This is a genomic window from Kitasatospora sp. NPDC089509 (assembly GCF_044749365.1).
GTDB lineage: Bacteria > Actinomycetota > Actinomycetes > Streptomycetales > Streptomycetaceae > Kitasatospora.
On the sequence record NZ_JBIVHS010000007.1, the window covers coordinates 453,252 to 479,357 of the forward strand.

The window sequence follows — 26,106 nt, forward strand, 5'->3', positions numbered from 1 at the left end:
CAGGTGCGGGACATCAGGGAGCATCCGTCCGTCGAGGCGGACGTCATCGTGGTCGGCGGCGGGTTCGCCGGGATCACGGCGGCCCGCGAGCTGAAGCGGAGCGGACGGTCGGTCGCCCTGCTGGAGGCCCGCGACCGGCTGGGCGGCCGGGCGCTCAGCGCCCCGATCGGTGACGGGAAGATCGTCGAACTGGGCGCCGAGTTCCACGGCAAGGCCCAGCGGATCATCGCCGGTACCGCGCGCGAGCTCGGCATCGACTCCTACCGGGTGCACGACGAGGGCGACCGGCTGATCGACTGGGACGGCGAACTCGTCCGCTGGCGGGGCTTGATGCCGCGGATCGGCCCGGCCACCCTGGCGGACTTCGGCCAGGCCGCCCTGCGGCTGGAGCGGATGGCCCGGCGGGTGCCGCTCGACGCCCCGTGGCGGGCCCCGGGAGCCGACCGCTGGGACAGCGAGACCATGGCCTCCTGGGCCCGCCGCAACCTGCGCACCCGGGGCGGACGCCGACTGATGCAGGTGATGATCGAAGCGGGCCTGGCCGCCACGCCCGCCGACGTCTCGCTGCTGCACGTCCTCTACTACTCCCAGGGAGCCGGCGGCTTCCGGGCCATGACCTCGGTCACCGGCGGCACCCTGGAGCGCCGCTTCGTCGGCGGCTCGCAGAACATCGCCGAGCGACTGGCCGAGAGCATCCGGGCGGAGACGTACCACGGGGCCACCGTGCGGAAGGTCCGGCACACCGGCACCCACGTCCGGGTGATCGGCGAGGGGTTCGAGGCGGTCGGCCGACGGGTGGTACTGGCGATCCCCGTCCCGCTGGCCGGCCGCATCGACTACGACCCCCCGCTGCCGGCCCACCGCGACCAGCTGACGCAGCGGCTGACCTTCGGCTCGGCCATCAAGTACCTGGCCCTCTACGACGAGCCGTTCTGGCGCAAGGACGGCCTCACCGGAATGGTGATCAGCCCGGACGGCCCGGTGCGCGCCGTGATGGACTCGTGCCCGCCGGACGGCACGCCCGGCGTCCTCGCGGTCTTCGTCACCGGTCCGGCGGCCCGCGAGGTGAGCCGGCTGGCGCCCGGCGAACGGCGGGAGACGGTGCTGCGCGCGCTGACCCGCTTCTTCGGCCCGCGCGCCGCCTGGCCGTACGAGGTCATCGAGCAGAACTGGATGGCCGAGCCCTACACCCGCGGCTGCTACCACTCCTACGCCCCACCCGGGCTCTACACCTCCTACGGGCCCGGCCTGCGGGAACCGATCGGGCGCATCCACTGGGCCGGAGCGGAGACCGTGACCGCCGAGTACGGAGCGATGGGGGGCGCCATCGACTCCGGCCGACGGGTCGCGCTGGAGGTCATCGGGCGCGACTCCGGCGAGACTCCCGCCCGGACGGACGCCGCTCCGGAGAACCGGTTCGACGATGTCTTCCGACGAATGGACGAGGCCGATAAGCATGATTGACGATCCGACGACTCCCGTCCACCGGCGCTCGTCGCTGATGTCCGTGCACATCGCGGAGGTCGGCGCCCGCGAGGCGCTCACCGCCCTGCGGTCGCGGCCCGACCCGGCCGCCGTCGACGGCCTGCGCTGGTCCCAGACCTGGCTCATGCAACCGCTGCGCACCGGCCTGGTCCCGGGGGTGAAGGTGACGGGCGTCGCCCTGCTCGCCGCCTGGGAGGACGACGACTCCCTCGACCGGTTCCTGTCGCATCCACGGGTCCGGATCTACCGGCGCGGCTGGAACGCGCGGTTCGAACCGGTGCGCACCATCGGCTCCTGGCCGGGGCTGGAAGACCTTCCGCGCCAGGAACAGCCGGTGACCGACGGCCCGGTGGCCGTCCTCACCATGGCCCGGGTCCGCGCGAACCGGGCCGGCCCGTTCCTGGCCGCCGCGGCGGCCGCCGAACGCGAGGCCCGCACGCATCCGGCCTTCCTGGCGGGCACCTCACTGATCCGCCCGCCCAACCTGGTGAGCACCCTCTCGGTCTGGCGCAGCACGCGGGAGATGCGGGACTATACGGTCAGCAGTTACCCGGGCGGGCACGCCCAGGCGATGGCCGCGCACGCCGACCGGGCCTTCCACCACGAAACGTCGTTCGTACGCCTTCGGCCCTACCGATCGGAGGGTCAGTGGGAAGGGCGCGACCCACTCGGCCCGTTGACCTCCTGAAGTCTCAATCCGACAACGGCACAACCTAGTTGGGGAAGTGATCCGGAGCATGACGATGGACGAAGTCGAGCTCTCCGCGGGAACGCTCCAGTACACGGACACCGGCGGCGACGGGCCGGTGCTCGTGTTCCTGCACGGCCTCCTGATGGACGCTTCGCTGTGGGACGACGTGATCGCCGACCTGCGGGCCGACCATCGCTGCGTGGCTCCGACCCTGCCGCTCGGCGGCCACACCGTGCCGGTGCGGGAGGGCACCGACCTGTCACCCCGCGGACAGGCCCGGCTCGTGGCAGAGTTCCTGGAGCGCCTCGACCTGACCGACGTGACCCTGGTGGGGAACGACACCGGAGGTGCCCTCGTCCAACTCCTGATGGCCGAGGGCGCGGCCCGCGTGGGCCGGGTGGTGCTGGTCGCCTGTGACGCCTTCGACAACTTCCCTCCCGGCCTCACCGGCAGGACCGTGGTGCTCACCGGGAAGCTGCCGCCGAGCCTGTTCGGCGCCTTCATGCAGCAGATGCGGCTCAAGCCGGTGCGGCGGCTGCCGATCGCCTTCGGCTGGCTCACCAAGCGCGGGGACCCGGTCGTCGCCCGCTGGATGAAGCCGGTGCTGACCCAGCCCGGCATCCGGCGGGACGCGGTGCGCGCCCTGCGGGGGATCGCGGCGGACCGGCGGGCCCTGGTGGCGGCCGCCGAACACTTCCCCCGGTTCGACCGGCCCGCCCTCGTCGTGTGGGCGGAGAAGGACCGCGTCATGCCCCCGGAGCACGGGCGCCGGCTCGCCGACGCGCTGCCCCAGGGGCGGCACGTGGAGATCGCCGACACGTACTCGCTGCTGCCGCTGGACCAACCCGCCCTGCTCGCCCAGTCGATCAGGAAGTGGGGGGCGCCGTAATCCGGCCGCCCGTCCGGCCGCTCGTCCGGCCCACGCCGCCACGCCGTGCGCGTGGCGGCTTCGCCGTCCTCGTTCGACCCCGGTTCCCCGCCCCCTGAAAAGGGACCGCGGAATTCCCGGAGAAATGACGTGGCCGCCGTCCCGGGACGGCGGCCACGACTGTTTCCTCAGCTCTCCGGAAGAACCGGGGAGCCCGGTGCGCGGATCAGGAGAAGACGAACGGGCCGGGCGCCGGCGCCGTCGTGGCGGTGCAGTTCACCGAGATGCCGGCCGCGGGGTAGCTGAGGTTCAGCGTCGTCGCGGTCAGGCTGTCACCGGAGTTGACGGAACCGGTCATCGGACCGGTGGCGAAGGCCGCCCCCTGGGCCGCCGCGGGGTTGGCGGTCCCGGAGAAGGTGCTGGTTCCCCCGGAGGCGTTGGCCAGAGTCAGGGTCGAGGTGACCGCGTTCGCCGGGATGGCGAACGGCGCGATGATCGAACCGCTGCCGGAGATCGTCGCCGCGGTGCCGTTCTGGGAGGCCACCAGGGTCGCCACCCCGCTCCCGAAGCTGCCGCAGTCGAACGTGACGGTGGCCGAAGCGGGCGCCACCGGGGCCGGGGCGGCCATCGCCAGCGGCGCGGTCCCCAACCCGACCGCGAGCACCGCGCCGACTCCCAGGAGCGCGCTCGTTCCGAACCTTCCGTAGCGCATGGAATTCCCTTTCGGAGATCGAGTCCCTCCCGATCGAGAAGGACATGACCATTACTCCACGAATGACGTGGTGGGACAAGGTTTCACATTCGTCGACAAACACTCCGGGAATTACCAGATAAGCGTGTCGAGTATTTTCTGTACGCACTGTCAACCGTTTTTCCGGAAGCCGCCACGAGATTCGGCCACGGCTTTCCCCGGCGGATCCGACCGGACGGCTCCCTGACTTCAGCCCCCACCGCTCGACCGGCCGCCGCACGGGCTGCCGACTTGTCCGGATCCTTTCGCCCGCCGTCCGGCCCGGGTGCCCGGTGCACGACGCCCGAACGCGCCGGTGGCGCCGCCCGGAGGCGGCGCCACTGGTCAGGTCCTGCTGTTCGGTTGTCCGTCGCAGTTGTCGGTGGACGTCAGCGCACGTCGGGCGTCAGCTGTGGCGTCCGGGGCGGCGGTAGGCGGTGACGCAGAGGATCAGGCCGCCGAGGGCCGCGACCCCGCCGAGGGCGGCGAGCAGCGGGCCGTTCATCCGGCTGCCGGTGTTCGGCAGCGAGGGGCTGCTCGACCCCGACGGGGTGCCGCCGGTCGGGCTCTGGCTGCCGGTCGGGCCGACCGTCTGGGTCGGCGACGGCGAGCCGCTCGGGCTCGGGGACCCGCTCGCGGTCGGCGAGGAGGTCGGGCTGGGCGACGCGGTCGGAGACGGCGAGGAGGTCGGGCTCGGCGACGCGGTCGGAGACGGTGAAGACGTCGGCGAGGGGGACGACGTGGGAGAGGGGGACGACGTGGGAGACGGCGAGGACGTCGGGCTCGGCGAAGACGTCGGCGAGGGAGACGACGTCGGGCTCGGCGAGGACGTCGGAGACGGCGACGAGGTCGGCGACGGCGAGGCCGTGGGCGAGGGCGAGGTGGTGGGCAGGATCACGCCCATGTCCAGGTCCAGGTCCCGCTGGCCGCCCTTCAGGGTGACGGTCTGGGTGAGCCCGGTGGTCGGGTCGGCGTCCGAGTCCTTGCTCGGGTCCGTGCCCGCTCCCCGCTTGGTGACGGTGGCACCCGACGGCAGCGTCGACAGGTCGAACTGCACCTGGTAGCTGCCGTCCGGCAGGTTGTCGAACAGGTAGTGCCCGGTCGAGTCGGTCACCGTCGTGACCGGCTTGCCGTCCTTGTCCCGCACCGGCTGCCCGTTGCCGTCCAGCAGCTTCACGGTGACGCCGGGGATGCCGGGGTCGCCGGGCTTCTGGATGCCGGAGCCGTCCAGGTCCTGCCAGACGAAGTCGCCGAGCGCGTTGTTGGAGGGTGCCATCCGCTTGACCGCGACGCCGACCTTGGCGGGCTCGGCGGGCAGCAGCTGCCGGCCCTCGTTGTCGGTGGCGGTGAAGGCGAAGCTGTTCCAGGCGTAGTCGCCCTCGGGCGCGTCGTAGGAGGCGACCATCGGCCAGGTGAGGGTGAAGGCGTCCCCGGAGGCGATGGTGCCGGGGCGGTGGATGCGGAACCAGGTCGCGGTCCCCGGGCCGGGGAAGGCGGTGCTCCAGGTCGCGGCGCTGTTGCAGCCGGTGCGGGTGACGATCACCGGCTCGACGCAGGGGTTGGGGTCGGTGGTGTACTCGATGACCACGGTCGGGTCGCTGGCCGTGATCGGCTGGCTCAGCGAGGGGGTCCAGGCGCTGCCGCGGGGGGCGTCCTGGGTGAGGACGTAGTTGTCGCCCGGGGTGGGCAGCTTGTCGTAGGCGATGAAGTCGGTGACCGGGTCCGGGGAGTCGTTGCGGACGGTCATCCGCCAGGAGGTCTGGCCGCCGGGGGTGGCGGTGCCGATGGTGACGTAGTCGGCGTCCAGGTCGCCCTTGACCTCCTTGTACGAGCGCAGCACCGCCGGCACGTCCACCTGGATCTTGGAGGAGGCGTGGCACATCAGCTCGGTGGTGTCGCCGTTGCCGTTGAGGTCCATGACGTCGGGGGTGCTGCCGCTGTCGGAGCCGGAGAACATGCAGGAGACCGGGTTGGTGGGCTGGTCGACGGTGACGTAGATGTCGTTGGTCAGCTCACCGGAGCGGATGCTGCTGGCGACCTGGACGTCGAAGAGCATCCGGTAGGCCAGCTGGTCGTGCAGGTACGTCATGTCGGGCGCGCCGGCGGGCCATTCCATCTTCAGGATCTGGCGGCCGTCGGGGCCGGGGGTGACGGTGATCGAGCTGGGGGCCTTGGCGTCCGGGTAGTTCGGGTCCGGGCGGGCGGAGCCGTCGATGTAGACCACGCCGGCCGGCAGCACGTCGTAGAGGACGAGCGGGCGGTCGAGGTCGCGGGCGCTGCGGTTGTACGGGATGACCTGGAAGGTGGCCTTGCCGCCGGGCGCGGACAGCTCGCCGGCGACGGTGGTCTTCGCGGCGCCGAGGTTGGTCGCCGGGGTGATGGTGGTGGAGGCGCAGGCGTTGGCGGAGGCGCTGTTGTTACCGTCGCTGGCGGTGGTGTCCACGCAGTTGGTCAGCGGGGCCGGGGCCGGGCGGCCGTCGTGGCCGGGGGTGGCGACCTGGGTGACCAGCTGGACGGCGTTGCCGGGGCTCCAGCCGGTGGGGATGGGGCCGTCCCAGGTGAACTTGAGGCCGTCCAGCCACCGTCCGGCCGGGATGCCCAGTTCGTCGTTGGCGGGGTCGCCCGCGCCCTGGACGAAGGTGATCCGGCGGGGGCTGGAGCCGTTCAGCGGGCTGGTCGGGGTGAAGGTCTGCCAGGTGGGGTCGCCGTTGAGGCGGTACTGCACGGTGAGCTGGATGCTGGTCGGGTTCCACGGCTCGAACTGGAGGGACTGCGGGTAGATCCAGTTGTAGACGCCGTCGCTGCTGCCGGCGCCGGGGTCGGTCATGGTCAGGCTGGTGGCCGGACCGGAGGTGTTGGTGGCCGACAGGCTGAAGGAGTTGAGGTCACCGGAGACGGTGGTCTCCCGCCACACCTTGCTGGCGGTCACCACCACGCCGCTCGCCGGGGGGCGGAACTGGCCGGTGGTGGTGGAGGAGGAGTCCAGCCGCCGCTCGCTCTCGGTGAGCGGGGCGCCGAGCAGGTCCACGGTGTTGTCGGAGGTCGTCCCGTCCGGGAAGTCGGCCTCCGGGTAGTTGACGACCAGCACGCCGGGCAGTCGGCAGCCGCCGCGCCCGTTGCCGGAGGTGAACGCCCCGATGTCGTAGCCCCAGGTGTTCGGCCCGGGGGCCACCTGGGACCAGCCCGGCGAGCGGCCGAGGTCCACCACCGCGCCGGGCGGCAGGGTGTCCAGCAGCCGGCTGGTGTCCAGGTCGACGTTGGGCACGTTGTCGGTGGCGCAGGCGCTGAACTGGTAGGTGACGGTGCGTCCGTCGCTGCTGGAGGTCTGGATGCCCTTGGTGACGGTGTACTGCGGCTGGACGGCCGCCTTGGTGTCGGCGGTCGCGGTCTGCGAGGTCTCGCCGGTGGCCGACATGGTCGCCGAGTTGGTCGAGGCCGCCCCGTTGGGCGTGGAGAAGTTCGGGTACTTCATCGTCACCGTGATGGTGGCGGTGGTGCCCGGGCTGAGGTTCTTCAGCTTGATGTCCATCGTGCCGCCCATCGCGCCCGTGGCGGGCACGGTGGAGGCGGCCTCGTCGACCGATGACGGGTCGGGCGTCCAGCCGACGAACTGCATGTTGGCGGGCAGCGTGTCGAGGATCTGGCCGTTCGCGCACTCGGTGATCGAGCACGTGTAGCGCAGGGTGTAGGTGACGTTCTCCCCCGGGGAGGGCGTCGCCTTGTCCACACTCTTGGTGAAGGAGATCGCGGCCTGGGCCGGTGGTGCCAGCACGCTGCTGCTGAGCAGCGAGCCCGCCACCAGTGCCAGAACCGAGGCGATCCGCCCGGTCCGGAATCGAAGTCGCATGGCAGGCAGTTCATCCGACCGCCCGACGCCGCTCTTGACGGCGCGAGGACGGGTCACGGTGATTCACCTGCCCGGCCCACGGATGGCACGACCCCCACCACCCTGCGCCCCGATCCACCCGGACGGCGCGAGCCCCCCGATCGCCGCCCGTGGAATCACCCGATCGTCGTACTCCGCGCACGCCCGGACGGGATACAAAGGACGAGAGGCAAAGAACGGGTAAAGCGACCGACCGGAGGAAGCCCAGATGACCGACCGCCCGACCACTCCCGTCCCCTTCACCACCGAGGACACCGTGTTCGGCGCGATCACCGTGGACCTCCGGGGCCAGCAGCGGGTGACCGTCTCCGGCGAACGGATCCCCACCGTCGTCCTCACCCGCGACCAGGAGAGCAACCCGGACGGAGGGCCGGACGGCGAACCGGACCCGCAGATCGCGATCGGCACCCGCGACGCCGAGCGCCTCACCCTGACCGTGGACGGCGCCCCGGTGCCGCTGCGGCCGGGCCGGGGCAGGTTCCTCCGGGGCTCCTACCGGGTCGAGGTCACCCACCGGGGCGCGGTGTACGTCCTGGTCCCGGACTCCATCCCCAGCAGTCGACTCACCCGCGACGGCAGGCGCCTCGGCGACTTCTCCTGCGACGGCGACCAGGTCGTCATCGCCGACTGGCGGGAGGACGCCGACGCCCGCCCGGCCGACGCCGCCATCGGCTACGCCCTGGCCGCCGCCTTCGGCACCGGCGGGCACCCGACCTGGATGCTGCTGGTGGAAGGGGTCGCCGCCCTCATCCCCCGAACCGCCCGGCCAGGACGGCTCTTTCGCGTGCCCTGCGCGCCCCGGCGGGCCCGGCGGGTGCCACCGTTCCCCTCATCACCGTTATGGGAAACGGTTGTTGATCTTGAATCATGACGACACCGTACGCGGCGGCCCGCCGGGCGAACCGGCGAACGAGACCCGGGGCTCGACGGGAGCGGGGATCGGCTGATCCCGCTCGCGCGCCCGTCTCCGCTGCCGGACAGGTCGACTGAGGGGGGATCAGCCCCGGCCCGGGAGCGGGACCCCGGAGAGTCGGCAGCGGATCACCCACCGTAGAGTGGGGGCGGTCAGTGTCCATCGAAGCCTGACTCCGAAGGAGTTCGTGGTGAAGCTCGCCTCGGTCGTCGACCTCCAACTGGCTGGCATGTCCAACAAGCTCATCTACTCGGCCATGGCGGTGTACGTCCTGGCGATGTTCGCCCACCTCTTCGAGTGGACGTTCGGCAGCCGGGGAACGGTGGCCCGGCGCTCGATCGAGCAGACGACCCTGGCCGAGACGGTGGCCGCCCACGCGGGCAGGAGCGTCCGGCAGGCCACGGTCACCGTCGCCTCCGGGGACGGCGGGTCCACCACCCTCACCCGCACCGTGGTGGCGGGCGAGGGCGCGACCGTGGTGACCACGGGCCGGGGCGAGGAGCCCCAGGTCGACGGGCCCGGTGCCGCGGGGAGCAGCCCGAAGGCGGACCTCGCGGGGCGGATCGCGATCTCGCTGACCACGCTCGGCGCGCTGCTCCACGTCGGAGGGGTCACCGCCCGCGGGCTGTCGGCGATGCGCTGGCCCTGGGGCAACATGTACGAGTTCTCCTGCGCGTTCGCGCTCGCCATGGTCCTGGTCTACCTGGGGCTGCTGGCGGCCAAGGCCCCGGTGCGCTGGCTGGGCGTGCCCGTCACCGTCGGCGCCGTGCTGACCCTCGGGCTCGCGGTGACGGTGCTCTACACCGGGGCGGACGCGCTGGTGCCGGCCCTGCACTCGTACTGGCTGGGCATCCACGTCACCGCCGCGACGGCCTGTGTGGGCGCCTTCTACACGGCCTTCGCCGCGACCCTGATGTACCTCGGCAAGGACGTCTACGAGAAGCAGCGCGCCCTCGGCGCGCGCGAGACGGGCCCGCTGCGCATCCCCGCCTCCGTCTGGGAGCGGCTGCCCGCGGCGGCCACGCTCGACCGCTTCTCGTACCGGGTGAACGCGATCGTCTTCCCGCTGTACACGTTCACCGTCATCGCGGGTGCCATCTGGGCCGAGGCGGCCTGGGGCAAGTACTGGGAGTGGGACCCGAAGGAGACCTGGTCCTTCGTGACCTGGGTCGCGTACGCGGCCTACCTGCACGCCCGGGCGACCGCCGGTTGGCGTGGCCGCAAGGCCGCCTACGTGGCCCTGGTCGCGTTCGCCTGCATGCTCTTCAACTACTACGGCATCAACATCTTCGTCACCGGCAAGCACTCGTACGCCGGGATCGGCTGACGCCGCCGGCGGTACGGAACTCCGCCCCGTGATCCCGTGGTGCGCCCCGGGATCACGGGGCGGACCTCGGACCGGTGCCGGGATCGTTTCATGATTCACTCTGTTCCGGGGCTGCGTTCCCGCACGCCCGCACGTTCGTGAACCCCGCGCAGGCGGCTTCGGGGAAGCAGTTCGCCGCCGCTCGGCGCGGGTGCAGACACAAGGGGGAGCTGGATTGACCGCGTCCGACAACGAGCGGAGTCCGGTGGAGCTGGAACTCGCCGACCTGCACGCATCGCTGGCCTCACCGGTCATCGAATCGATGAACTTCCTCAACGAGGTCTCACAGCGCTTCCCGGAGGCCGTCTCCTTCGCCGCCGGACGCCCCTTCGAGGGACTGTTCGACACCGAGCTGGTCCACCGTCACCTGCGCCGGTACACCGAGCACCTGATGGAGCGGTTCGACGGCGACGTCACGCTGGTGCGGCGGACCGTGCTGCAGTACGGCCGGACCAAGGGGATCATCCACGACCTGATCGCGAAGAACCTCGCGGTGGACGAGAACGTGGTGGTCGACCCGGAGTCGATCGTGGTGACGGTCGGCTGCCAGGAGGCGCTGTTCCTCACCCTGCGGGCGCTGCGCCGCACCGAGCAGGACTGCCTGTTGACCGTGCTGCCCTGCTACGTGGGGGTCGCCGGAGCTGCCGAGCTGGTCGACATGCCGCTGCTGCCGGTCCAGGGCTCGCCGGCGGGCATCGACCTGGCGGACCTGGTGGAGGTCGTACGACGGGCCAAGGAGTCCGGCCTGCGGCCCCGGGCGCTGTACGTGGTGGCCGACTTCGCCAACCCGTCCGGGATCAGCCTCGACCTGGAGACCCGGCAGCAGTTGCTGCGGCTGGCGGCGGAGCACGACTTCCTGCTGCTGGAGGACAACCCGTACGGGATCTTCCACGCGCCGGACACCGAGCCGCTGCCGACGCTCAAGGCGCTCGACCGCGACCGCCGGGTGGTCTACCTCGGCTCGTTCGCCAAGACCGGCCTGCCGGGCGCCCGGATCGGCTACGTCGTCGCCGACCAGCTGGTGGGCGACGGCAACGGCGGGACCCAGTCGCTCGCCGACCAACTCGCCAAGATCAAGAGCATGCTGACGGTGAACACCCCGCCGGTCGCCCAGGCCGTCATCGGCGGGAAGCTCCTGGAGCACGACTTCAGCCTGCGCGCGGCGAACGCCCCGGAGAACGCGGTCTACCAGGAGAACCTCCGCCACCTGCTGGCCGGGCTGGCCGAGCGGTTCGGGCCGGACCGGCGCCCGGGGGTGAGCTGGAACGTGCCCACCGGGGGCTTCTTCGTCGTCATGGACGTCCCGTTCCCGGTCGACGACGAGCTGCTCGAACTCTCGGCGCGCCGGCACCGGGTGCTGTGGACGCCCATGCACCACTTCTACGGCGACGGCGAGCCCCGCCACCAGATCCGGCTGTCCTTCAGCTACCTGACGCCGGAGCAGATCACCGTCGGCCTGGACCGGCTGGCGGAGTTCGTCGACGAGCAGTGCGAAGAGAACGGCACGACCGCACCGAACCAAGGGGGACACCTGTGAGCGCGCTCGACATACTCGGGGTCGACCACGTCGAGTTGGCGATCGCCGACCTCGACCTGGCGACCGGACTCTTCGTGGACCAGTACGGGTTGGAGGTCTACGCCCGGTCCGCCGACGCGTCGGACGGGGTGCGCGCGGTCGCGGTGGGCCGGCAGGGCGTCCGACTGGTGCTGACCGCGGCCGGCGACGCCGACCACCCGGCGGCCGCCTTCGTCGAGCGGCACGGTGACGGTGTGTCGGCGATCGGGCTCGCCACCCCGGACGCGGCGGCCGCCTTCGCCGAGGCGGTCCGGCGCGGTGCCCGTCCGGTCGCCGAGCCGACCACCCGGGACGGCGTGGTCACCGCCTCCATCACCGGTTTCGGCGACGTCGTGCACACCTTCGTCCAGCGGCTGCCCGGGGTGGACGCCCGCGCCCTGCCGGGGCTGCCGGTGGCCGGGCCGGACGCCGTCGAGGAGGCCGCCGCCGAGGGGTCCGCCGCCGGTCTGCACACGGTGGACCACTTCGCGGTGTGCCTGGAGGCCGGTCAGCTGGTCCCCACGGTGGAGTTCTACAAGACCGTCCTCGACTTCGACATGGTCTTCACCGAGCGCATCGTGGTCGGCAAGCAGGCCATGGACTCCATGGTCGTGCAGAATCGTTCCGGCACGGTGACGCTCACTCTGATCGAGCCCGATCTGTCCCGGGAGCCCGGCCAGATCGACCAGTTCATCAAGGACCACGGCGGCGCCGGCGTCCAGCACATCGCGTTCGCCACCGACGACATCGTGCAGGACGTGGCCCGACTGGGCGCGAACGGCGTCGCGTTCCTGCGCACCCCCGGGGCCTACTACGACCTGGTGCCGGAGCGCCTCGACCTGCTGCGCCACTCGGTCGACGGGCTGCGGGAGCTCAACATCCTGGTCGACCAGGACCAGGACGGCCAGCTGCTGCAGATCTTCACCCGCTCCGTCCACCCGCGCGGCACGCTGTTCTTCGAGGTGATCGAGCGGCTGGGCGCCCGGACCTTCGGCAGCGGCAACATCAAGGCGCTCTACACCGCGGTGGAGCTGGAGCAGTCCCGCACCGACGAGGCGGCCCGATGAGCGGCCCCGCTCCGGATCCGGCACCGGTCCCGGCGGCTCCGGCGGGCCCGGCGGTCTGCCTCGCCGACGTCGAGCGGCTCGCCGCGGACCGACTGCCCGCCGAGGTACGGGACTTCGTCGCGGGCGGCAGCGGTGACGAGTCCGTCCAGGCCGCCAACCGGGCGGCGCTGGACCGGGTGCGCCTGGTGCCGCGGGTGCTCGCCGGGACGGACGTCGCGGACCCCTCCGGCCCGCTGCTGCGCGGGACGGCCGCGATGCCGGTCGTGGTGGCGCCGATGGCCTACCAGCGGCTGATGCACCCGGACGGCGAGCTCGCCGCCGCGCGCGCCGCGGCCAAAGCCGGGATCCCGTACGCGATCAGCACCCTGAGCAGCTACCCGCTGGAGGAGATCGCCGCGGTCGGCGGTACGAGCTGGTTCCAGCTGTACTGGCAGCGCGACCGCGCGCAGGTGCTCGACCTGGTCCGCCGCGCCGAGGAGGCCGGCTGCGAGGCGCTGGTGGTCACCGTCGACGTGCCGGTCATGGGCCGTCGACTCCGCGACCTGCGCAACGGGTTCACGCTGCCCGCCGACGTGACCGCGGCCAACCTGGGCGGGGTGCCGCTGGCGGCGACCCACACCCGGCAGCCCGGGGCGTCGGGCGTCGCGACCCACACCGGGCAGGCCTTCGATCCCGCGATCGGCTGGGCGGACCTGGCCTGGCTGCGCGAGCGCACCACGATGCCGCTGGTGCTCAAGGGTGTCCTCGACCCGCGGGACGCCGTCCGGGCGGTGGAGATCGGCGCCGAGGCGGTGGTGGTGTCCAACCACGGCGGCCGCCAGCTCGCCGGTGCGCCGGCCAGCGTCACCGCCCTGCCGCCGGTGGTCGAGGCGGTCGGCGGCCGCTGCTCGGTGCTGCTCGACAGCGGCATCCGCTCCGGCACGGACGTCCTGCGCGCCCTGGCCCTCGGCGCCGACGGCGTGCTGCTCGGCCGCCCGGTGCTGTGGGGCCTGGCCGCCGACGGTGAGGCGGGCGCCGCCCGCGTGTTCGAGCTGCTGCAGGCCGAACTCCGGGAGGCCCTGGTCCTGTCGGGGTGCCCCGACCTCGGCGCCGCGCGCGACCTGGCCACCGTGCTGGGCTGAGCCCGGCCCGGCGGGCCCTGTCCGGCCGGGCTCGGCCCGGACCGGACAGGGCCTGACAGGGCCTGACAGGGCCTGACAGGCTTGCTAGGCGGCGGCCAGCATCGGGAACAGCTCGATGTTCGCCGCCGCCTTCAGGTAGTCGGCGCCCGTGGTGCCGCCGGTGCCCGAGACCCGGCCGATGATCTTCAGCGTCACGCCCCAGTGGGTGCGCTTCATCGACCGCCAGGCGGCGTCCAGCGCGAGCATCTCCTCCTGGAGCCGGCGCGCCTCGTCCGCGTCCCAGCCGCCCATCCGCGCCAGGAACTCCTCCTGCAGCGTCGCGACGACCGTGAACTCGGGGCCCTTCTCGCTGGAGTACGGGCCGTCCGGCCGCTTCGCGCTGACCAGTTCGATCATCTGGTAGGGCCGGGACTGGATGGCGCTGGCACCGTGGGTGTGGTCCCGGATCACCGCGAAGGTCTCCGGCGGGATCGTGGTCAGGATCCGGTACAGCGCCGAGGTCGCCCCGGTCAGCCGGGCCGCCGTCGCCGACAGCACGGCGGCCGCCTCCGCCGGCCGGCCGGCCCGGACCGCCTCGACCGCGTCGGTCAGCGCGGCCGCCACCCGGGCGAAGATCCGCTCGAAGAGCTGCACGGACCGGATGAACATGTGCTCGTCGTGCACGGTGGTCACCGGCAGCAGCCCGATGTCCACCGCCCGCCGCAGTCCGGCCGGCACCCCGGCCCGCAGCAGCGTCACGGTCTCCCGGCCGGCGGCCACCAGCTCCTCGTTCCCGGGCGCGGCGGCGACCGCGGCCCGCAACGCCTCCAGCGGCGCGGTGTCCGGCACGGCCGCCGGCGCGAACGCGCCGAGCCGGGCCACCGCCTGCAGCACCGCGACCGTCCTGGTCCGCTGCCGGTCGGTCGGCTCGGGCAGGGCCAGGGCGTCCAGCTCGACCGTCGCGAGGTCCGCGAGCAGCGCCACCATCAGCAGGTCCTCGGCGTGCTCCGCGCTCCCCGCGTCCCAGTGCGCGACCTGCAGCAGGTCGTGGCCGGCGTAGCTGTTGTACGCCATCGGCTGGTCGGTGAACGTCAGCGGCAGCCACTGGTCGAACAGCCAGGCGTCCGGGGACGACCACGGCCGGGCCAGCCCGCCGCAGCCGATCCGGACCCGCAGGCCGCGCAGCAGCGCCACCAACTCCGGTGCCACCGCGGCCTTTCCGACCCGCCGGTAGTAGTCGACGACCGCCCGGTACGGAAAGTCCGGGTAGCTCTCCGGCCCGATCGGCCGGTGCGACCAGTCGGTGACCTCCTCGACCGCCCGCCGCAGCGCCCGCGCCGCGGCCGCGGGCGTCCCCACGGTGAGGGCGGGTCCGCCCACCCCCGCGCCGGGCACCGGCCCGCCGGACTCCCCGGTCCGGTCCCGGTCCGCCGCCAATCCCGAGCTCGTCATGTCCGTGCCTCCCCCGTGCTGCCGCAGACCTTAGGCATGTCCCGCATCCATGGCCTCGACCAGGCTCGTGGGCCGCATGTCCGTCCAGTTCTGCTCGATGTGGTCGAGGCAGGCCTGCCGGCTGTCCTCGCCGTGGACCGTGCGCCAGCCGGCCGGCACCTCGACGAAGGCGGGCCAGAGCGAGTGCTGGCCCTCGTCGTTGACCAGCACCAGGTAGGTCCCGTTCTCGTCCTCGAAGGGGTTCGTCGCCATCGTGTCTCTCCTTGTCATCGTCCGGATGTCGGCGACATCCGGTCCCGCAGCACCCCGGCGATCACGTCCAGCGAGGCCGGCGCGGTCATCTCCTGGTGGGTGCAGTCCAGCTCGAACTCATCGATCCCGCCGGTCACATGGGCGGCCCAGGCCTTGGCCGGGGACAGCGGCCCGCCGGGCTGCCGGGCGGCCCGGAAGGCCAGCACGTCGCCGTGGAAGGTGCCGGGGACGAACCCGCGGGCGATCCGCATGTTGTTCGCCGCGACGCGCTTGAGCGCCGCCACGCCCCGCTCCCCCAGGGCGGCCGGCGGGTCGTCCGACCGGGCGGGCGGGCCCGCGGGGTCCGGGGCGCCGGCCGGCTCCGCGGCGAGCGCCGCCCGGATCTCCCGGTCGAGGTCGGCCTCGGACACCTCCGGGCCGTCCACCGCCGGGTAGGCGTCGAGCAGCGCGAGCAGCTCCACCTCCGCGCCCTCGTCCTGGAGCAGCGTCGCCACCGCGTGCGCCACCAGCCCGCCGAACGACCAGCCGAGCAGCCGGTACGGCCCGTTCGGCTGCACCGCGCGGATCCGGGCCAGGTAGTCGGCGGCCATCTCCCGCACGCTGCCCGGGAGTTCACCGTCACCGGTGAGTCCGCGGGCCTGCAGCGCGTAGAGCGCCGACTCCGGGTCGAGCCGGCCGATGAAGCCCGTGTAGCCCCAGCCGAGCCCGGCCGCGGGGTGGAACAGGAAGTACGGCGTGCCGCGGCGTCCGGGGCGCAGCCGCAGCACGGTGTCGAAGGGGTCGTCCTGCCGGTGCAGCCGCTCGGCGAGGGACGCCACCGTCGGCGCCTCGAAGAGGCTGCGGATGGAGGTGTCGGTGCCCAGTTCCGCGCGGATCCGGGTGACCAGCCGGGTCGCCAGCAGCGAGTGCCCGCCCAGCTCGAAGAAGTCGTCGTCGACGCCGATCCGCTCCAGGCCGAGCACCTCGGCGAACAGGGTGCGCAGCACCTCCTCCTCGGCGGTGCTCGGCTCGCGGTCCGAGACCTGGCCGGTGAGGTCCGGTGCGGGCAGCGCCTTGCGGTCGAGCTTCCCGTTCGGGGTCAGCGGCAGTGCCTCCAGCGGCACCACGGCCGCGGGCACCATGTACTCCGGCAGCCGTCGGCGCAGGGCGGCGAGCGTCTCCGCGGGGTCGAGGGCGGGCCCGGCCGGGACGACGTAGCCGACCAGGCGGCGGTCACCGGGCCGGTCGTCGCGCAGCACCACGACCGCCTGCGCGACCTGCTGCTGGGCGACCAGGGCGGCCTCCACCTCGCCGAGCTCCAGCCGAAAGCCGCGCAGCTTGACCTGGTGGTCGGTCCGGCCGTGGTACTCCAGCCGGCCGTCCTCGGTCCAGCGGGCCAGGTCGCCGGTGCGGTACATCCTCGCCCCGGCGGGCCCGTACGGGTCCGCGACGAAGCGGCCGGCGGTCAGCGCCGCCTGGCCCAGGTAGCCCCGGGCCAGGCCCTCGCCGGCCAGGTACAGTTCGCCGGCCGCCCCGGGCGGGACCAGTCGGAGCCGCTCGTCCAGCACGTACGCCCGGGTGTTGCGGATCGGGCGGCCGATCGAGGGCGCCCCCGGGCGGTCCGCGCCGAGGTCGGCGCCGAGGTCTGCGGCGGTCGACCAGACGGTCGTCTCGGTGGGCCCGTAGAGGTTGACGGCCTCCTGGCCGAGCTCCCGCATCCGGGCGGCCAGCGGCGCGGGCAGCGCCTCGCCGCCGACCAGCATGCGCAGCCCCCGGGCGTCCTGCGGGTGCTCGGACAGCAGCGCCTGCCACAGCGTCGGGGTGGCCTGCATGACGGTGGCCCCGCTGCGCCGGAGCAGGGCGGCCAGTTCGGCGGGGTCGCGGACCTGGTCGCGCCCGGCCACCACGACGCCCGCGCCGGCCAGCAGCGGCAGGTACAGCTCCAGCACGTGGATGTCGAAGGCCACCGTGGTGACCGCGAGCATCCGGTCCGCGGTGTCCATCGGGACCAGCCGGCCGGTGCCGTGCAGGAAGTTGACCAGGGCGCGGTGCGGGACCAGGACGCCCTTCGGGGTCCCGGTGGACCCGGAGGTGTAGATCACGTACGCGGGGTGGCCGGGCCGCAGCGCGGCGGCGCGGTCCCGGTCGGTCAGGTCGTCCGCGGCGCACCCGGCCACGACGGCGGTGAAGGCGGGGTCGTCCACGCACCACCGGGCCTCGCCGGCGGGCAGCCGGGTGAGTCCGTCCCGGGTGGTCAGGGTCACCGCCGGGCGGGCCGCGGCCGTGATCATCTCCACCCGCTCGCGGGGGTGTTCGAGGTCCAGCGGGAGGTAGGCGCCGCCGGCCTTGAGCACCGCCAGCAGCGCGACCAGCAGGTCCGCCGAGCGCGGCAGGGCGAGCGCGACCACCGACTCCGGGCCGACCCCCTGGCCGACCAGGAAGCGGGCCATCCGGTTGGCCCGGGCGTTCAGCTCGGCGTAGCCGACGGGCGCGTCGTCCTGCCAGAGCGCGGTGGCGTCTGGGGTCCGGCGGACCTGGGCCTCGAACAGCTCCGGGAGGCAACTGCCGTCCGGCGCGGCCGTTTCGCCGCTCCAGCCGACCAGCAGCCGCTGCCGCCGGTCGGCGTCGAGCACGTCCACGGCCCCGACCGGCTGGTCCGGGTCGGCCACCAGGGCCTCCAGCACCCGGCGCAGGCAGTCAGCCCAGCCGAGCACGGTCTCCCGGGCGAACAGGTCGGCGCGGAAGTCCAGGCGCAACCGGAGGGTGGCGCCGGGCAGGACGGTCAGGGTCAGCGGGTAGTGGGCGGCGGCCTGGCCGTCCGCGCCGGCCAGCGTCAGGCCCTGGTAGCCGGGGGTGTCGCGCTCGGCCGGGGCCGGGAAGTTCTCGAACACGTACAGCGCGTCGAAGAGTTCGCCGCGCACGCCGCTGAGCTGCTGGAGCTCGCCGAGGCCGAGGTGCTCGTAGTCGGCGAGGGCCGATCGCTCCTGCTGCAGGTCGGCCAGCAGTCCGGCGAGGGAGCGGTCCGGGTCCGTCCGCACCCGGACCGGGACGGTGTTGGCGAACAGGCCGATCATGGACTCGACGCCGGCGAGGTCGGCCGGGCGGCCGGAGACCGTCGCGCCGAACACCACGTCGGTGCGGCCGGTCAGCCGGGACAGCACCAGCGCCCAGGCGCCCTGGACGGCGGTGTTGAGGGTCAGTCCGCTGCGCCGGGCCACCGCGGTGAGGCCGGCGGTCAGGTCCGCGCCGAGGTCGACCGAGGCCTCGTCCGGGACCACCGTCTCGCGGCCGGCCCCGGCCGGGCCGAGCAGGGTCGGCCCCTCCAGGCCGGCCAGGTGGCGGCGCCAGGCGTCCTGGGCGGCGGTCCGGTCCTGGCGGCCCAGCCAGCGCAGGTACTCGCGGTAGGGCCGAACCGGTGCCAGCGCGTGGTCGCCGCCGTCGGCGTACATGGTGAACAGCTCGTTCAGCAGCAGCGGCACCGACCAGCCGTCCATCAGCAGGTGGTGGCTGGTGAACACGAACCGGTGCTCCCGGGCGCCGAGCCGCACCAGCTGGCAGCGGATCAGCGGCGGGCTCTTGACCTCGAACCGCTTCGCCCGGTCCTCGGCGAGGAGCGTGGCGAGCTCCTCCGCGCGCCGGTCGGCGGGCAGGGCGGAGAGGTCGACCACGCGCCAGGGCAGGGTCACCTCGTCCAGCACGACCTGCACCGACTCGCCGTTGCGGCGCTGGCGGAAGGCCGCCCGCAGGTTGGCGTGCCGGCGCAGCAGGCCGGCGGCCGCCCGGTGGAGCGCCTCGGCGTCCAGCTCACCGCGCAGGTCGAAGGCGAACTGCAGGTGGTAGACGTCCGAGGCCTGCCGGTCGTAGAGGGAGTGGAAGAGCAGTCCCTCCTGCAGTGCCGTGAGCGGCAGCATGTCCTCGATCCGTGCGCGCTTCACCACAGGTCCCCGTCCTCGAGCAACTCGTTCTCGAACTCATCGATCTCGTCCTGGTCGAGCTGCACCAGGTCGAAGTCCGACGTGGTGGCGCCGCCGGCGTCGGCGCGCTCGACGTGGCGGGCCATCGCCTCCAGCACCCGCACCCAGGTGTCGGCGAGCGCCCGCGCGTCCCGCTCGGCCAGGACACCGTCCGGCCAGGTCCAGCCGGCCCGCAGTTCGGCGCCGTCGGCCCCGGGCCGGACCACCGCGTTGACGTCCAGCGCGTGCCGCAGCGGCGTCGGGCCGGCCGACGGCGGGCCCGCCGCGTCGTCCTGCGCGCTCTCCGGGGCCAGGCCCCAGTCGGCGCCCGGTCCGGCGGCGTCGAACCGGCCGAGGTAGTTGAAGCCGATCTGCGGGGCGGGGGTGTCCGCCAGCGCTCCGGCCGTCCCGGCGTTCAGGTGGCGCAGCAGGCCGTGGCCGATGCCGTGGTCCGGCACCGCGCGCAGCTGCTCCTTGACCCGCTTGAGCAGTCGGCCGACGGTGGGCCCGGCCGACCAGAGGTCGTCCCAGTCCACCGCGCCGGGGTCGAGCCGGACCGGGTAGACGGTGGTGAACCACCCCATGGTGCGGGACAGGTCGAGCCCCTCCACCAGGTCGTCCTGACGGCCGTGGCCCTCGACCTCGACGAGCACCGGGGCGCCCTCCGGGTCCTCCCGCAGCACGGTGGCCGCGAGCGCCAGCGCGGTCAGCAGGACGTCGTTGACGCCCGCGTTGAACGCCGCCGGGACGGTGGTCAGCACGGCCTCGGTGACCGGCGCGGACAGCGACACCGTGAGCGAGCGCGCGGTGGCGGTGGTGTCCCGGGCCGGGTCGAGGGCCCGGGATCCCAGCAGGGGTTCCGGTGCCCGGTCCGGTCCGGTCCAGAAGGCGAGCTCCGCCGTCCGGCCGGGGCGCCCGGCCTCCTCGGTGAGGGTCCGCGCCCAGCGGCGGAAGGACGTGGCGACCGGTTCCAGCCGGGGCTCCTGCCCGGCCGCGACGGCGCTCCAGGCGGCCGCCAGGTCGTGCAGCAGGATCCGCCAGGAGACGCCGTCCACGGCCAGGTGGTGGACGGCGAGCAGCAGCCGGCCGGAGCGGGCGGGGCCCGCGTCGAACCGGACGGCCTGCAGCAGCACCCCGGCGGCGGGGTCCAGCCGGTCGCCCGCGGCCTCGGCCTCGACCCGCATCAGCGTGCGGGCCGCCGCGTCGTCCAGCCCGGTGACGTCCACGGTCCGCAGCACGGACGCGGCGTCGACCGAACCGGTCGGCCGGGTCCGCAGCCGCCAGTCCTGGTCGAGGACCTCCAGCCGCAGCACGTCGTGGTGGTCCAGCACGGTCTGCAGCACGGTGGTCAGCCCGGCCGTGGTCAGCTCGGCGGGGACCTGCAGCAGCACCGACTGCTGCAGGCCGTCCAGCGTGCCGCCGCGCGCCCGCAGGTCGTGCATGACCGGGGTGAGCGGGAGCGGGCCGACCCCGTCGTCGGCGGCCCGGACGACCACCTCGCCCGCCACCAGGGCGAGTTGGGCGACCGTCTTGGCCTGGAAGACGTCCTTCGGGGTCAGCGCCAGCCCGGCCGCGCGGGCCCGGCTGACCAGCTGGATGGAGCCGATGCTGTCGCCGCCGAGCTCGAAGAAGTTGTCGTGGATGCCGACGGTGCCGAGCCCGAGGACCTCCCCGACCAGCCCGCAGAGCAGTTCCTCGCGGGCGTTGCGCGGAGCCCCGCCGGAGCCGGCCGGACGCGCCGCGGGGGCGGGCAGGGCCTTGCGGTCCAGCTTCCCGTTGGGCGTCAGCGGCAGCGCGTCCAGCACCACCACGGCGGCGGGCACCATGTAGTCGGGCAGCACGGTGCCGACGAAGGTGCGCAGTTCCGCCGGGTCGACGCGGTCCGTCGCCGGGTGCTCGGGGCCGGCCGGCCCCTCGTCGCCGGCCGCGACCACGTACGCCACCAGGCGCTGGTCGCCCGGCCGGTCCTCCCGGACGACCACCGCGTTCTGGGCGACCGCCGGGTGTCGGCCGAGCACGGCCTCGATCTCGCCGGGCTCGACCCGGAAGCCGCGGATCTTCACCTGGTCGTCGGCCCGGCCGACGAACTCCAGCGTGCCGTCCGGACGCCAGCGGGCCAGGTCGCCGGTGCGGTACATCCGCTCGCCCGCCGGGCCGAAGGGGTCGGCCACGAAGCGCTCGCCGGTCAGGCCCGGCCGGTCGAGGTAGCCCCGGCCCAGGCCCGCGCCCGCGATGTACAGCTCGCCCGCGACGCCGACCGGCACCGCGGACAGCGCGCCGTCCAGCACGTACACCCGGGTGTTGGCCATCGGCCGGCCGATCGGCAGCCGGTCGCCGAGCTCCGCCGGGGCGGTGACCCGGTGCTGGGTGGCGCACAGGGTGATCTCGGTCGGCCCGTACAGGTGCCGGACCACGACGTGCGGGGCGGCCCGCAGCACGCTCTCGACGGCGGCCACCGAGACCACGTCACCACCGGTGAGGATCTCCCGGACCCCGCCGAGGCAGTCCGCCAGGTCGTCCGCGACGACCCGGAAGAGGCCCGCGGTGAAGTGCACCCCGGTGATCCGCTCCTCGACGATCAGCCGCTTCAGCTCGGCGACGTCGACGTCCCCGGGCGGGGCCAGCACGACCTGGCCGCCGGTCAGCAGCGGGATCCACAGTTCGTAGTCGGCGATGTCGAAGGCGTACGGCGCGTGCATCAGCACCCGGTCCTGGTGCCCCGGCTCCCAGCGCGGGTCGAGGACCAGCTCCAGCAGGGCGCGGTGGGTGATGGTGATGCCCTTGGGCTCGCCGGTGGAGCCGGAGGTGTGCATCACGTACACCGCCTGCTCGGGGTGCGCCGGGACGGCCGGGACGGCGGCGCCGTCGGTCGGCGGCAGGTCCGTCTCGTCGACCAGCACGACCTGCTCGGCCTGCGGCACCCCGCGTTCCTGCCAGGCGCGGTCGGTGAGCAGGACGCTCGCCCCCGACCGCCGCAGCACCTGCTGCATCCGCTCGGCCGGGTAGCCCTCGTGCAGCGGCGCGTAGGCCGCGCCCGCCTTGAGCACGCCGAGCAGGCAGACCACCAGCTCGACGGAGCGCTCGGTCAGGACCGCGACCCGGTCCTCGGGCCGGACGCCGAGCCCGATCAGCCGCCGGGCGAGCCGGTCGGCCCGCGCGTCCAGCTCACCGAAGGTCAGCTCCCGCGCGCCCGCCCGGACGGCGACCGCCTCCGGGTGCCGGCGCGCGTAGTCGGCGAAGACCCGGTGCACGGTGGACGCCTCGGCGGGCAGCGCCGCCGCGGTGTCGTTCCACTCCCGGAGCACCCGGTGCCGCTCGGCGTCGCCGAGGACGTCGACCTGGCCGATCGGCCGGTCCGGGTCGGTCAGCACCGCGCGCAGCAGCCGGGACAGCCGGGCGACGAGCAGTTCCGCGCTCGGGCGGTCGAAGAGGTCGGTGCTGTACTCCAGCATGCCCTCGATGCCGGCCCCGCCGTCCTCGCCGTGGGTCTCGTGCAGGCTCAGCGCGAGGTCGAACTTGGCCACCCCGGTCTCGACCGGCTCCAGCCCGATGTCCAGGCCGGGCAGCCGCAGGGCCACCTCCGGGGTGTTCTGGAAGGCCAGCAGCACCTGGAACAGCGGCTGCCGGGACAGCGACCGGACCGGGTTGAGCACCTCCACCAGGCGCTCGAACGGCAGGTCCTGGTGGGTGTAGGCGGCCAGGTTGGTCGCCCGCACGCGGCCCAGCAGCTCCCGGAAGCCGGGGTTGCCGGAGGTGTCGGTGCGCAGCACGACGGTGTTGGTGAAGCAGCCGATGAGGCCGTCCAGCGCCTCGTCGGTCCGGCCCGCGATCGGGCTGCCGACGGGGATGTCCTCGCCGGCGCCGAGCCTGGTCAGCAGGGTGGCCAGGGCGGCCTGCACCACCATGAACACGCTGGTGGCGGTGGTGCGCGCGAGTTCCGTCGCGGCCCGGTGCAGTTCGGCGTCCCAGGCCACCGCGACGCGGCCGCCGCGGTGGCTGGCCACGGCCGGCCGCTGCCGGTCGACCGGCAGCGCCAGCTCCTCCGGCAGATCGGCCAACGCCTCGCGCCAGTGGGCGAGTTGACGGTGGGCGAGGCTGTCGGGGTGCTCCTCGTCGCCGAGGAGTTCCCGCTGCCACAGGGCGTAGTCCGCGTAATGCACGGGCAGCGGCTGCCAGTCGGGAGCCGTACCGGCCAGCCGGGCCGCGTAGGCGGCGCCCAGGTCGCGGGCCAGCGGGGCCAGCGACCAGCCGTCGGCGGCGCTGTGGTGCAGCGCCAGCAGCAGCACGTGCTCCTCCGGCCCGAAGCTGAACAGGGTGGCCCGCACCGGCAGTTCGGTGGCCAGGTCGAACCCGGCCCGCGCCGCGGCGGTGACCAGCTCGGGCAGCTCCGCCGCCGTGGCGTCGACGAAGCTCAGCGGGAAAGGCGTCCGGTCGGCGTCGAGCACCCGCTGCTCCGCGCGCCCGTCGACCTCGACGAGCAGGGTGCGCAACGACTCGTGCCGGGCCAGCAGGTCGTCCAGCGCCGCCTGGAGGGCGGGCCGGTCGACGGTGCCGGTGAGCCGCAGCGGGACCGGCATGTTGTAGACGGCGTCGGCCTCGTGCAGCCGGCCCAGGAACCACAGCCGGTGCTGGGCGAAGGACAGCGGCAGCGCCTCCGGGCGCGGGCCCCGGACGAGTGCCGGGCGGGCGTCCGCCCCGGTTCCGGCGTACGCCGCGACCGCGGCCACCGTCGGCGCCTCGAACAGCACCGCGAGCGGCAGTTCGAGGTCCAGCACCGAGCGGATCCGGCTGACCAGGCGGGTGGCGATCAGGGAGTGCCCGCCGAGGTCGAAGAAGCTGTCGTCGATGCCGACCTGCTCCAGGCCGAGCACCTCGGCGAAGAGCGCGCAGAGCACCTCCTCGCGGGCGGTCCGGGGGCCGCGGCCCGAGCGCAGCGTGTCGTACCGGGGGGCCGGCAGGGCCGCCCGGTCCACCTTGCCGGTGCGGGACAGCGGGATGCCGTCCACCACCACGACGGCCGCGGGCACCATGTGCTCCGGCAGCGCGGCGGCGATGTGGGCGCGCAGCTCGGCCGGGTCCGGCGCGGCGCCGTCCGCGGGGACGGCGTAGCCGACCAGGCGCTTGTCACCGGGCTGGTCCTCGCGGACCAGGACGGTGGCGCGGGCCACGGCGGGGTGCCGGACCAGCACGGCCTCGATCTCGCCGAGCTCGATCCGGAAGCCGCGCAGCTTCACCTGGTTGTCGGCCCGGCCGGCGAAGACGAGTTCGCCGTCCTCGGTCCAGCGGGCCAGGTCGCCGGTGCGGTACATCCGGGAGCCGGGCTCGCCGAAGGGGTCGGCCACGAAGCGCTCGGCGGTCAGCCCGGGCCGGCCGAGATAGCCGCGGGCCAGGCCGTCGCCGGCCAGGTAGAGCTCGCCCACGACGCCGACCGGGACCGGGACCAGGCCCGGGCCGAGCACGAACGCGCGGGTGTTGGCCACCGGGCGGCCGATCGGTGCGACCACCGCGCCGGACAGCGGCCGGCTCAGGCTCGCGCACACCGTCGACTCGGTGGGGCCGTAGGCGTTCAGCATCGTCCGGCCGTCCGACCAGCGGGCGGTGACCTCGGGCGGGCAGGCCTCGCCGCCGGTGATCAGGCCGCGCAGGGTGGTCACCCGTGCCGGGTCGAGGGTGGCGAGGAACGCGGGCGGCAGCATCGCGTGGGTCACCCCGGCCGTGGCGATGAGCTCCACGACCCCCTCGCCGATGACCTGCTCCGGGCGCGGGACGACCAGGGTGGCGCCGGACAGCAGCGTCATGACCAGCTCTCCGGCCGAGGCGTCGAAGCTGAGCGAGGCGAACTGCAGCACCCGGGAGTCGCCGTCCAGGCCGAGGGCGTCCCGGTGCGAGACGGCCAGGGCGGCCAGGCCGCGGTGGCTGACCAGCACGCCCTTGGGCGTCCCGGTGGAGCCGGAGGTGTAGACCACGTAGGCCGGGTGGCCGGTGCGCAGCGGGGTGCGGCGCTCGGCGTCGGTCAGGTCGGCCGCGGGGTACCCGGCCAACTCCGCGACCGTGTCCGGGTCGTCCAGCCGCCAGCGGGTCAGCTCCGCCGGGAGCCGGCCGTCCGAACCGCCGGCGGTCAGCACGCCGACCGGGGCGGCGTCCGCGCACATGAAGCCGGCCCGCTGGGCGGGGTAGTCGGGGTCGACGGCCAGGTAGGCGCCGCCGGCCTTGAGCACGGCCAGGGCGGCGGTCACCAGCTCGGCCGAACGCGGCAGCGACAGGGCCACCACCGACTCCGGGCCGACGCCGCGGTCGACCAGCAGCCGGGCCAGGCGGTTGGCGCGGGCGTTCAGCTCGGCGTAGCTCAGCGCGAGATCGCCCTCCAGCACGGCGGTGGCCGCGGGGGTGCGGGCGGCCTGCGCCTCGAACAGCTCCGGCAGGGGCGCCGGGGTGACCTGGGCCGCGGTGTCCGTCCACTCCGCCAGCAGCTGTCGGCGCTCCTCCTGGTCGAGGAGGTCCAGGACGGCGATCGGCCGGTCCGGGTCGGCGACGACCGCGCGCAGCACCCGCTCCAGCCGGCGCACCAGGGTGGCCGCCGTCCCGGCGTCGAAGAGGTCCGTGCTGTATTCGAGGATGCCGTCGACGCCGTCGGCGTCCGGGCGCTCCCGCAGGCTCCACAGCAGGTCGAACTTGGCGATGTCGAGGTCGACGGGCTCCAGGGTGAAGCTCAGACCCTGGAGGTCGAGGCTGACCTGCGGGGTGTTCTGGAACGCCAGCATCACCTGGAACAGCGGGTGACGGGCCATCGAACGCGCCGGGTTGACCAG

At 73.9% G+C, this 26,106-nt stretch carries 14 protein-coding genes; 8 read left to right on the plus strand and 6 right to left on the minus strand.

Annotated features, from left to right (window positions below):
* Window positions 1–3: 3 nt before the first annotated feature.
* The 3 genes from ACIP4P_RS18710 to ACIP4P_RS18720 are packed head-to-tail and all read left to right on the plus strand — an operon-like array spanning window position 4 to window position 3,065.
* The gene (locus ACIP4P_RS18710) at window positions 4–1,464 is read left to right on the plus strand and encodes a flavin monoamine oxidase family protein (RefSeq protein ID WP_400919743.1); all 1,461 of its coding nucleotides are present in this window, start codon (window positions 4–6) and stop codon (window positions 1,462–1,464) included.
* The gene (locus ACIP4P_RS18715; protein WP_350513310.1) at window positions 1,457–2,173 is read left to right on the plus strand and encodes a spheroidene monooxygenase; all 717 of its coding nucleotides are present in this window, start codon (window positions 1,457–1,459) and stop codon (window positions 2,171–2,173) included. Before ACIP4P_RS18710 ends, ACIP4P_RS18715 begins: the two co-directional genes overlap by 8 nt.
* 55 nt (window positions 2,174–2,228) lie before the next feature.
* The gene (locus ACIP4P_RS18720) at window positions 2,229–3,065 is read left to right on the plus strand and encodes an alpha/beta fold hydrolase (protein ID WP_400919811.1); all 837 of its coding nucleotides are present in this window, start codon (window positions 2,229–2,231) and stop codon (window positions 3,063–3,065) included.
* 205 nt (window positions 3,066–3,270) lie between these two features.
* On the opposite strand, the gene ACIP4P_RS18725 is transcribed toward ACIP4P_RS18720, so the two are convergent.
* Window positions 3,271–3,756, minus strand: a complete 486-nt coding sequence (locus ACIP4P_RS18725) for a hypothetical protein (protein WP_400919746.1) — start codon at window positions 3,754–3,756, stop codon at window positions 3,271–3,273.
* A gap of 424 nt (window positions 3,757–4,180) precedes the next feature.
* Window positions 4,181–7,621 carry an SdrD B-like domain-containing protein gene (locus ACIP4P_RS18730; RefSeq protein ID WP_400919748.1) on the minus strand — a complete coding sequence of 1,147 codons (3,441 nt, stop codon included), beginning with the start codon at window positions 7,619–7,621 and terminating at the stop codon, window positions 4,181–4,183.
* Window positions 7,622–7,868: 247 nt separating this feature from the next.
* Between ACIP4P_RS18730 and ACIP4P_RS18735 the strand changes: the two genes are divergently transcribed.
* The 5 genes from ACIP4P_RS18735 (at window position 7,869) to ACIP4P_RS18755 (ending at window position 13,682) form a co-directional block, all read left to right on the plus strand.
* The gene (locus ACIP4P_RS18735) at window positions 7,869–8,531 is read left to right on the plus strand and encodes a hypothetical protein (RefSeq protein WP_400919750.1); all 663 of its coding nucleotides are present in this window, start codon (window positions 7,869–7,871) and stop codon (window positions 8,529–8,531) included.
* A gap of 232 nt (window positions 8,532–8,763) precedes the next feature.
* On the plus strand, window positions 8,764–9,900 hold the full coding sequence (ccsB, locus tag ACIP4P_RS18740; protein WP_400919752.1) for a c-type cytochrome biogenesis protein CcsB: 1,137 nt from the start codon (window positions 8,764–8,766) through the stop codon (window positions 9,898–9,900).
* Between the two features lie 214 nt (window positions 9,901–10,114).
* A complete protein-coding gene (locus ACIP4P_RS18745; protein WP_400919754.1) occupies window positions 10,115–11,476 on the plus strand; it encodes a PLP-dependent aminotransferase family protein in 1,362 nt (453 codons plus the stop codon).
* On the plus strand, window positions 11,473–12,561 hold the full coding sequence (gene hppD, locus ACIP4P_RS18750) for a 4-hydroxyphenylpyruvate dioxygenase (RefSeq protein ID WP_400919756.1): 1,089 nt from the start codon (window positions 11,473–11,475) through the stop codon (window positions 12,559–12,561). The genes ACIP4P_RS18745 and hppD overlap by 4 nt, the downstream gene beginning before the upstream one ends.
* Complete coding sequence (locus tag ACIP4P_RS18755) at window positions 12,558–13,682, plus strand: alpha-hydroxy acid oxidase (protein ID WP_400919758.1); 1,125 nt, start codon at window positions 12,558–12,560, stop codon at window positions 13,680–13,682. The genes hppD and ACIP4P_RS18755 overlap by 4 nt, the downstream gene beginning before the upstream one ends.
* An 84-nt stretch (window positions 13,683–13,766) precedes the next feature.
* Here the strand turns inward: ACIP4P_RS18755 and ACIP4P_RS18760 are convergent, their stop codons facing one another.
* Genes ACIP4P_RS18760 through ACIP4P_RS18775 form a run of 4 tightly spaced genes read right to left on the minus strand, consistent with a single transcriptional unit; the run spans window position 13,767 to window position 26,085 of the window.
* The gene (locus tag ACIP4P_RS18760) at window positions 13,767–15,113 is read right to left on the minus strand and encodes a hypothetical protein (RefSeq protein ID WP_400919760.1); all 1,347 of its coding nucleotides are present in this window, start codon (window positions 15,111–15,113) and stop codon (window positions 13,767–13,769) included.
* A 30-nt stretch (window positions 15,114–15,143) separates the two neighbouring features.
* A complete protein-coding gene (locus ACIP4P_RS18765) occupies window positions 15,144–15,365 on the minus strand; it encodes an MbtH family protein (protein WP_350515250.1) in 222 nt (73 codons plus the stop codon).
* 14 nt (window positions 15,366–15,379) lie between these two features.
* Window positions 15,380–19,282: an amino acid adenylation domain-containing protein gene (locus ACIP4P_RS18770; protein WP_400919762.1), complete on the minus strand. Its 3,903-nt coding sequence runs from the start codon at window positions 19,280–19,282 to the stop codon at window positions 15,380–15,382.
* Window positions 19,276–26,085 (minus strand): amino acid adenylation domain-containing protein, encoded by a 6,810-nt coding sequence (locus ACIP4P_RS18775; protein ID WP_400919764.1) that lies wholly within the window; start codon window positions 26,083–26,085, stop codon window positions 19,276–19,278. Before ACIP4P_RS18775 ends, ACIP4P_RS18770 begins: the two co-directional genes overlap by 7 nt.
* Window positions 26,086–26,106 lie beyond the last annotated feature (21 nt).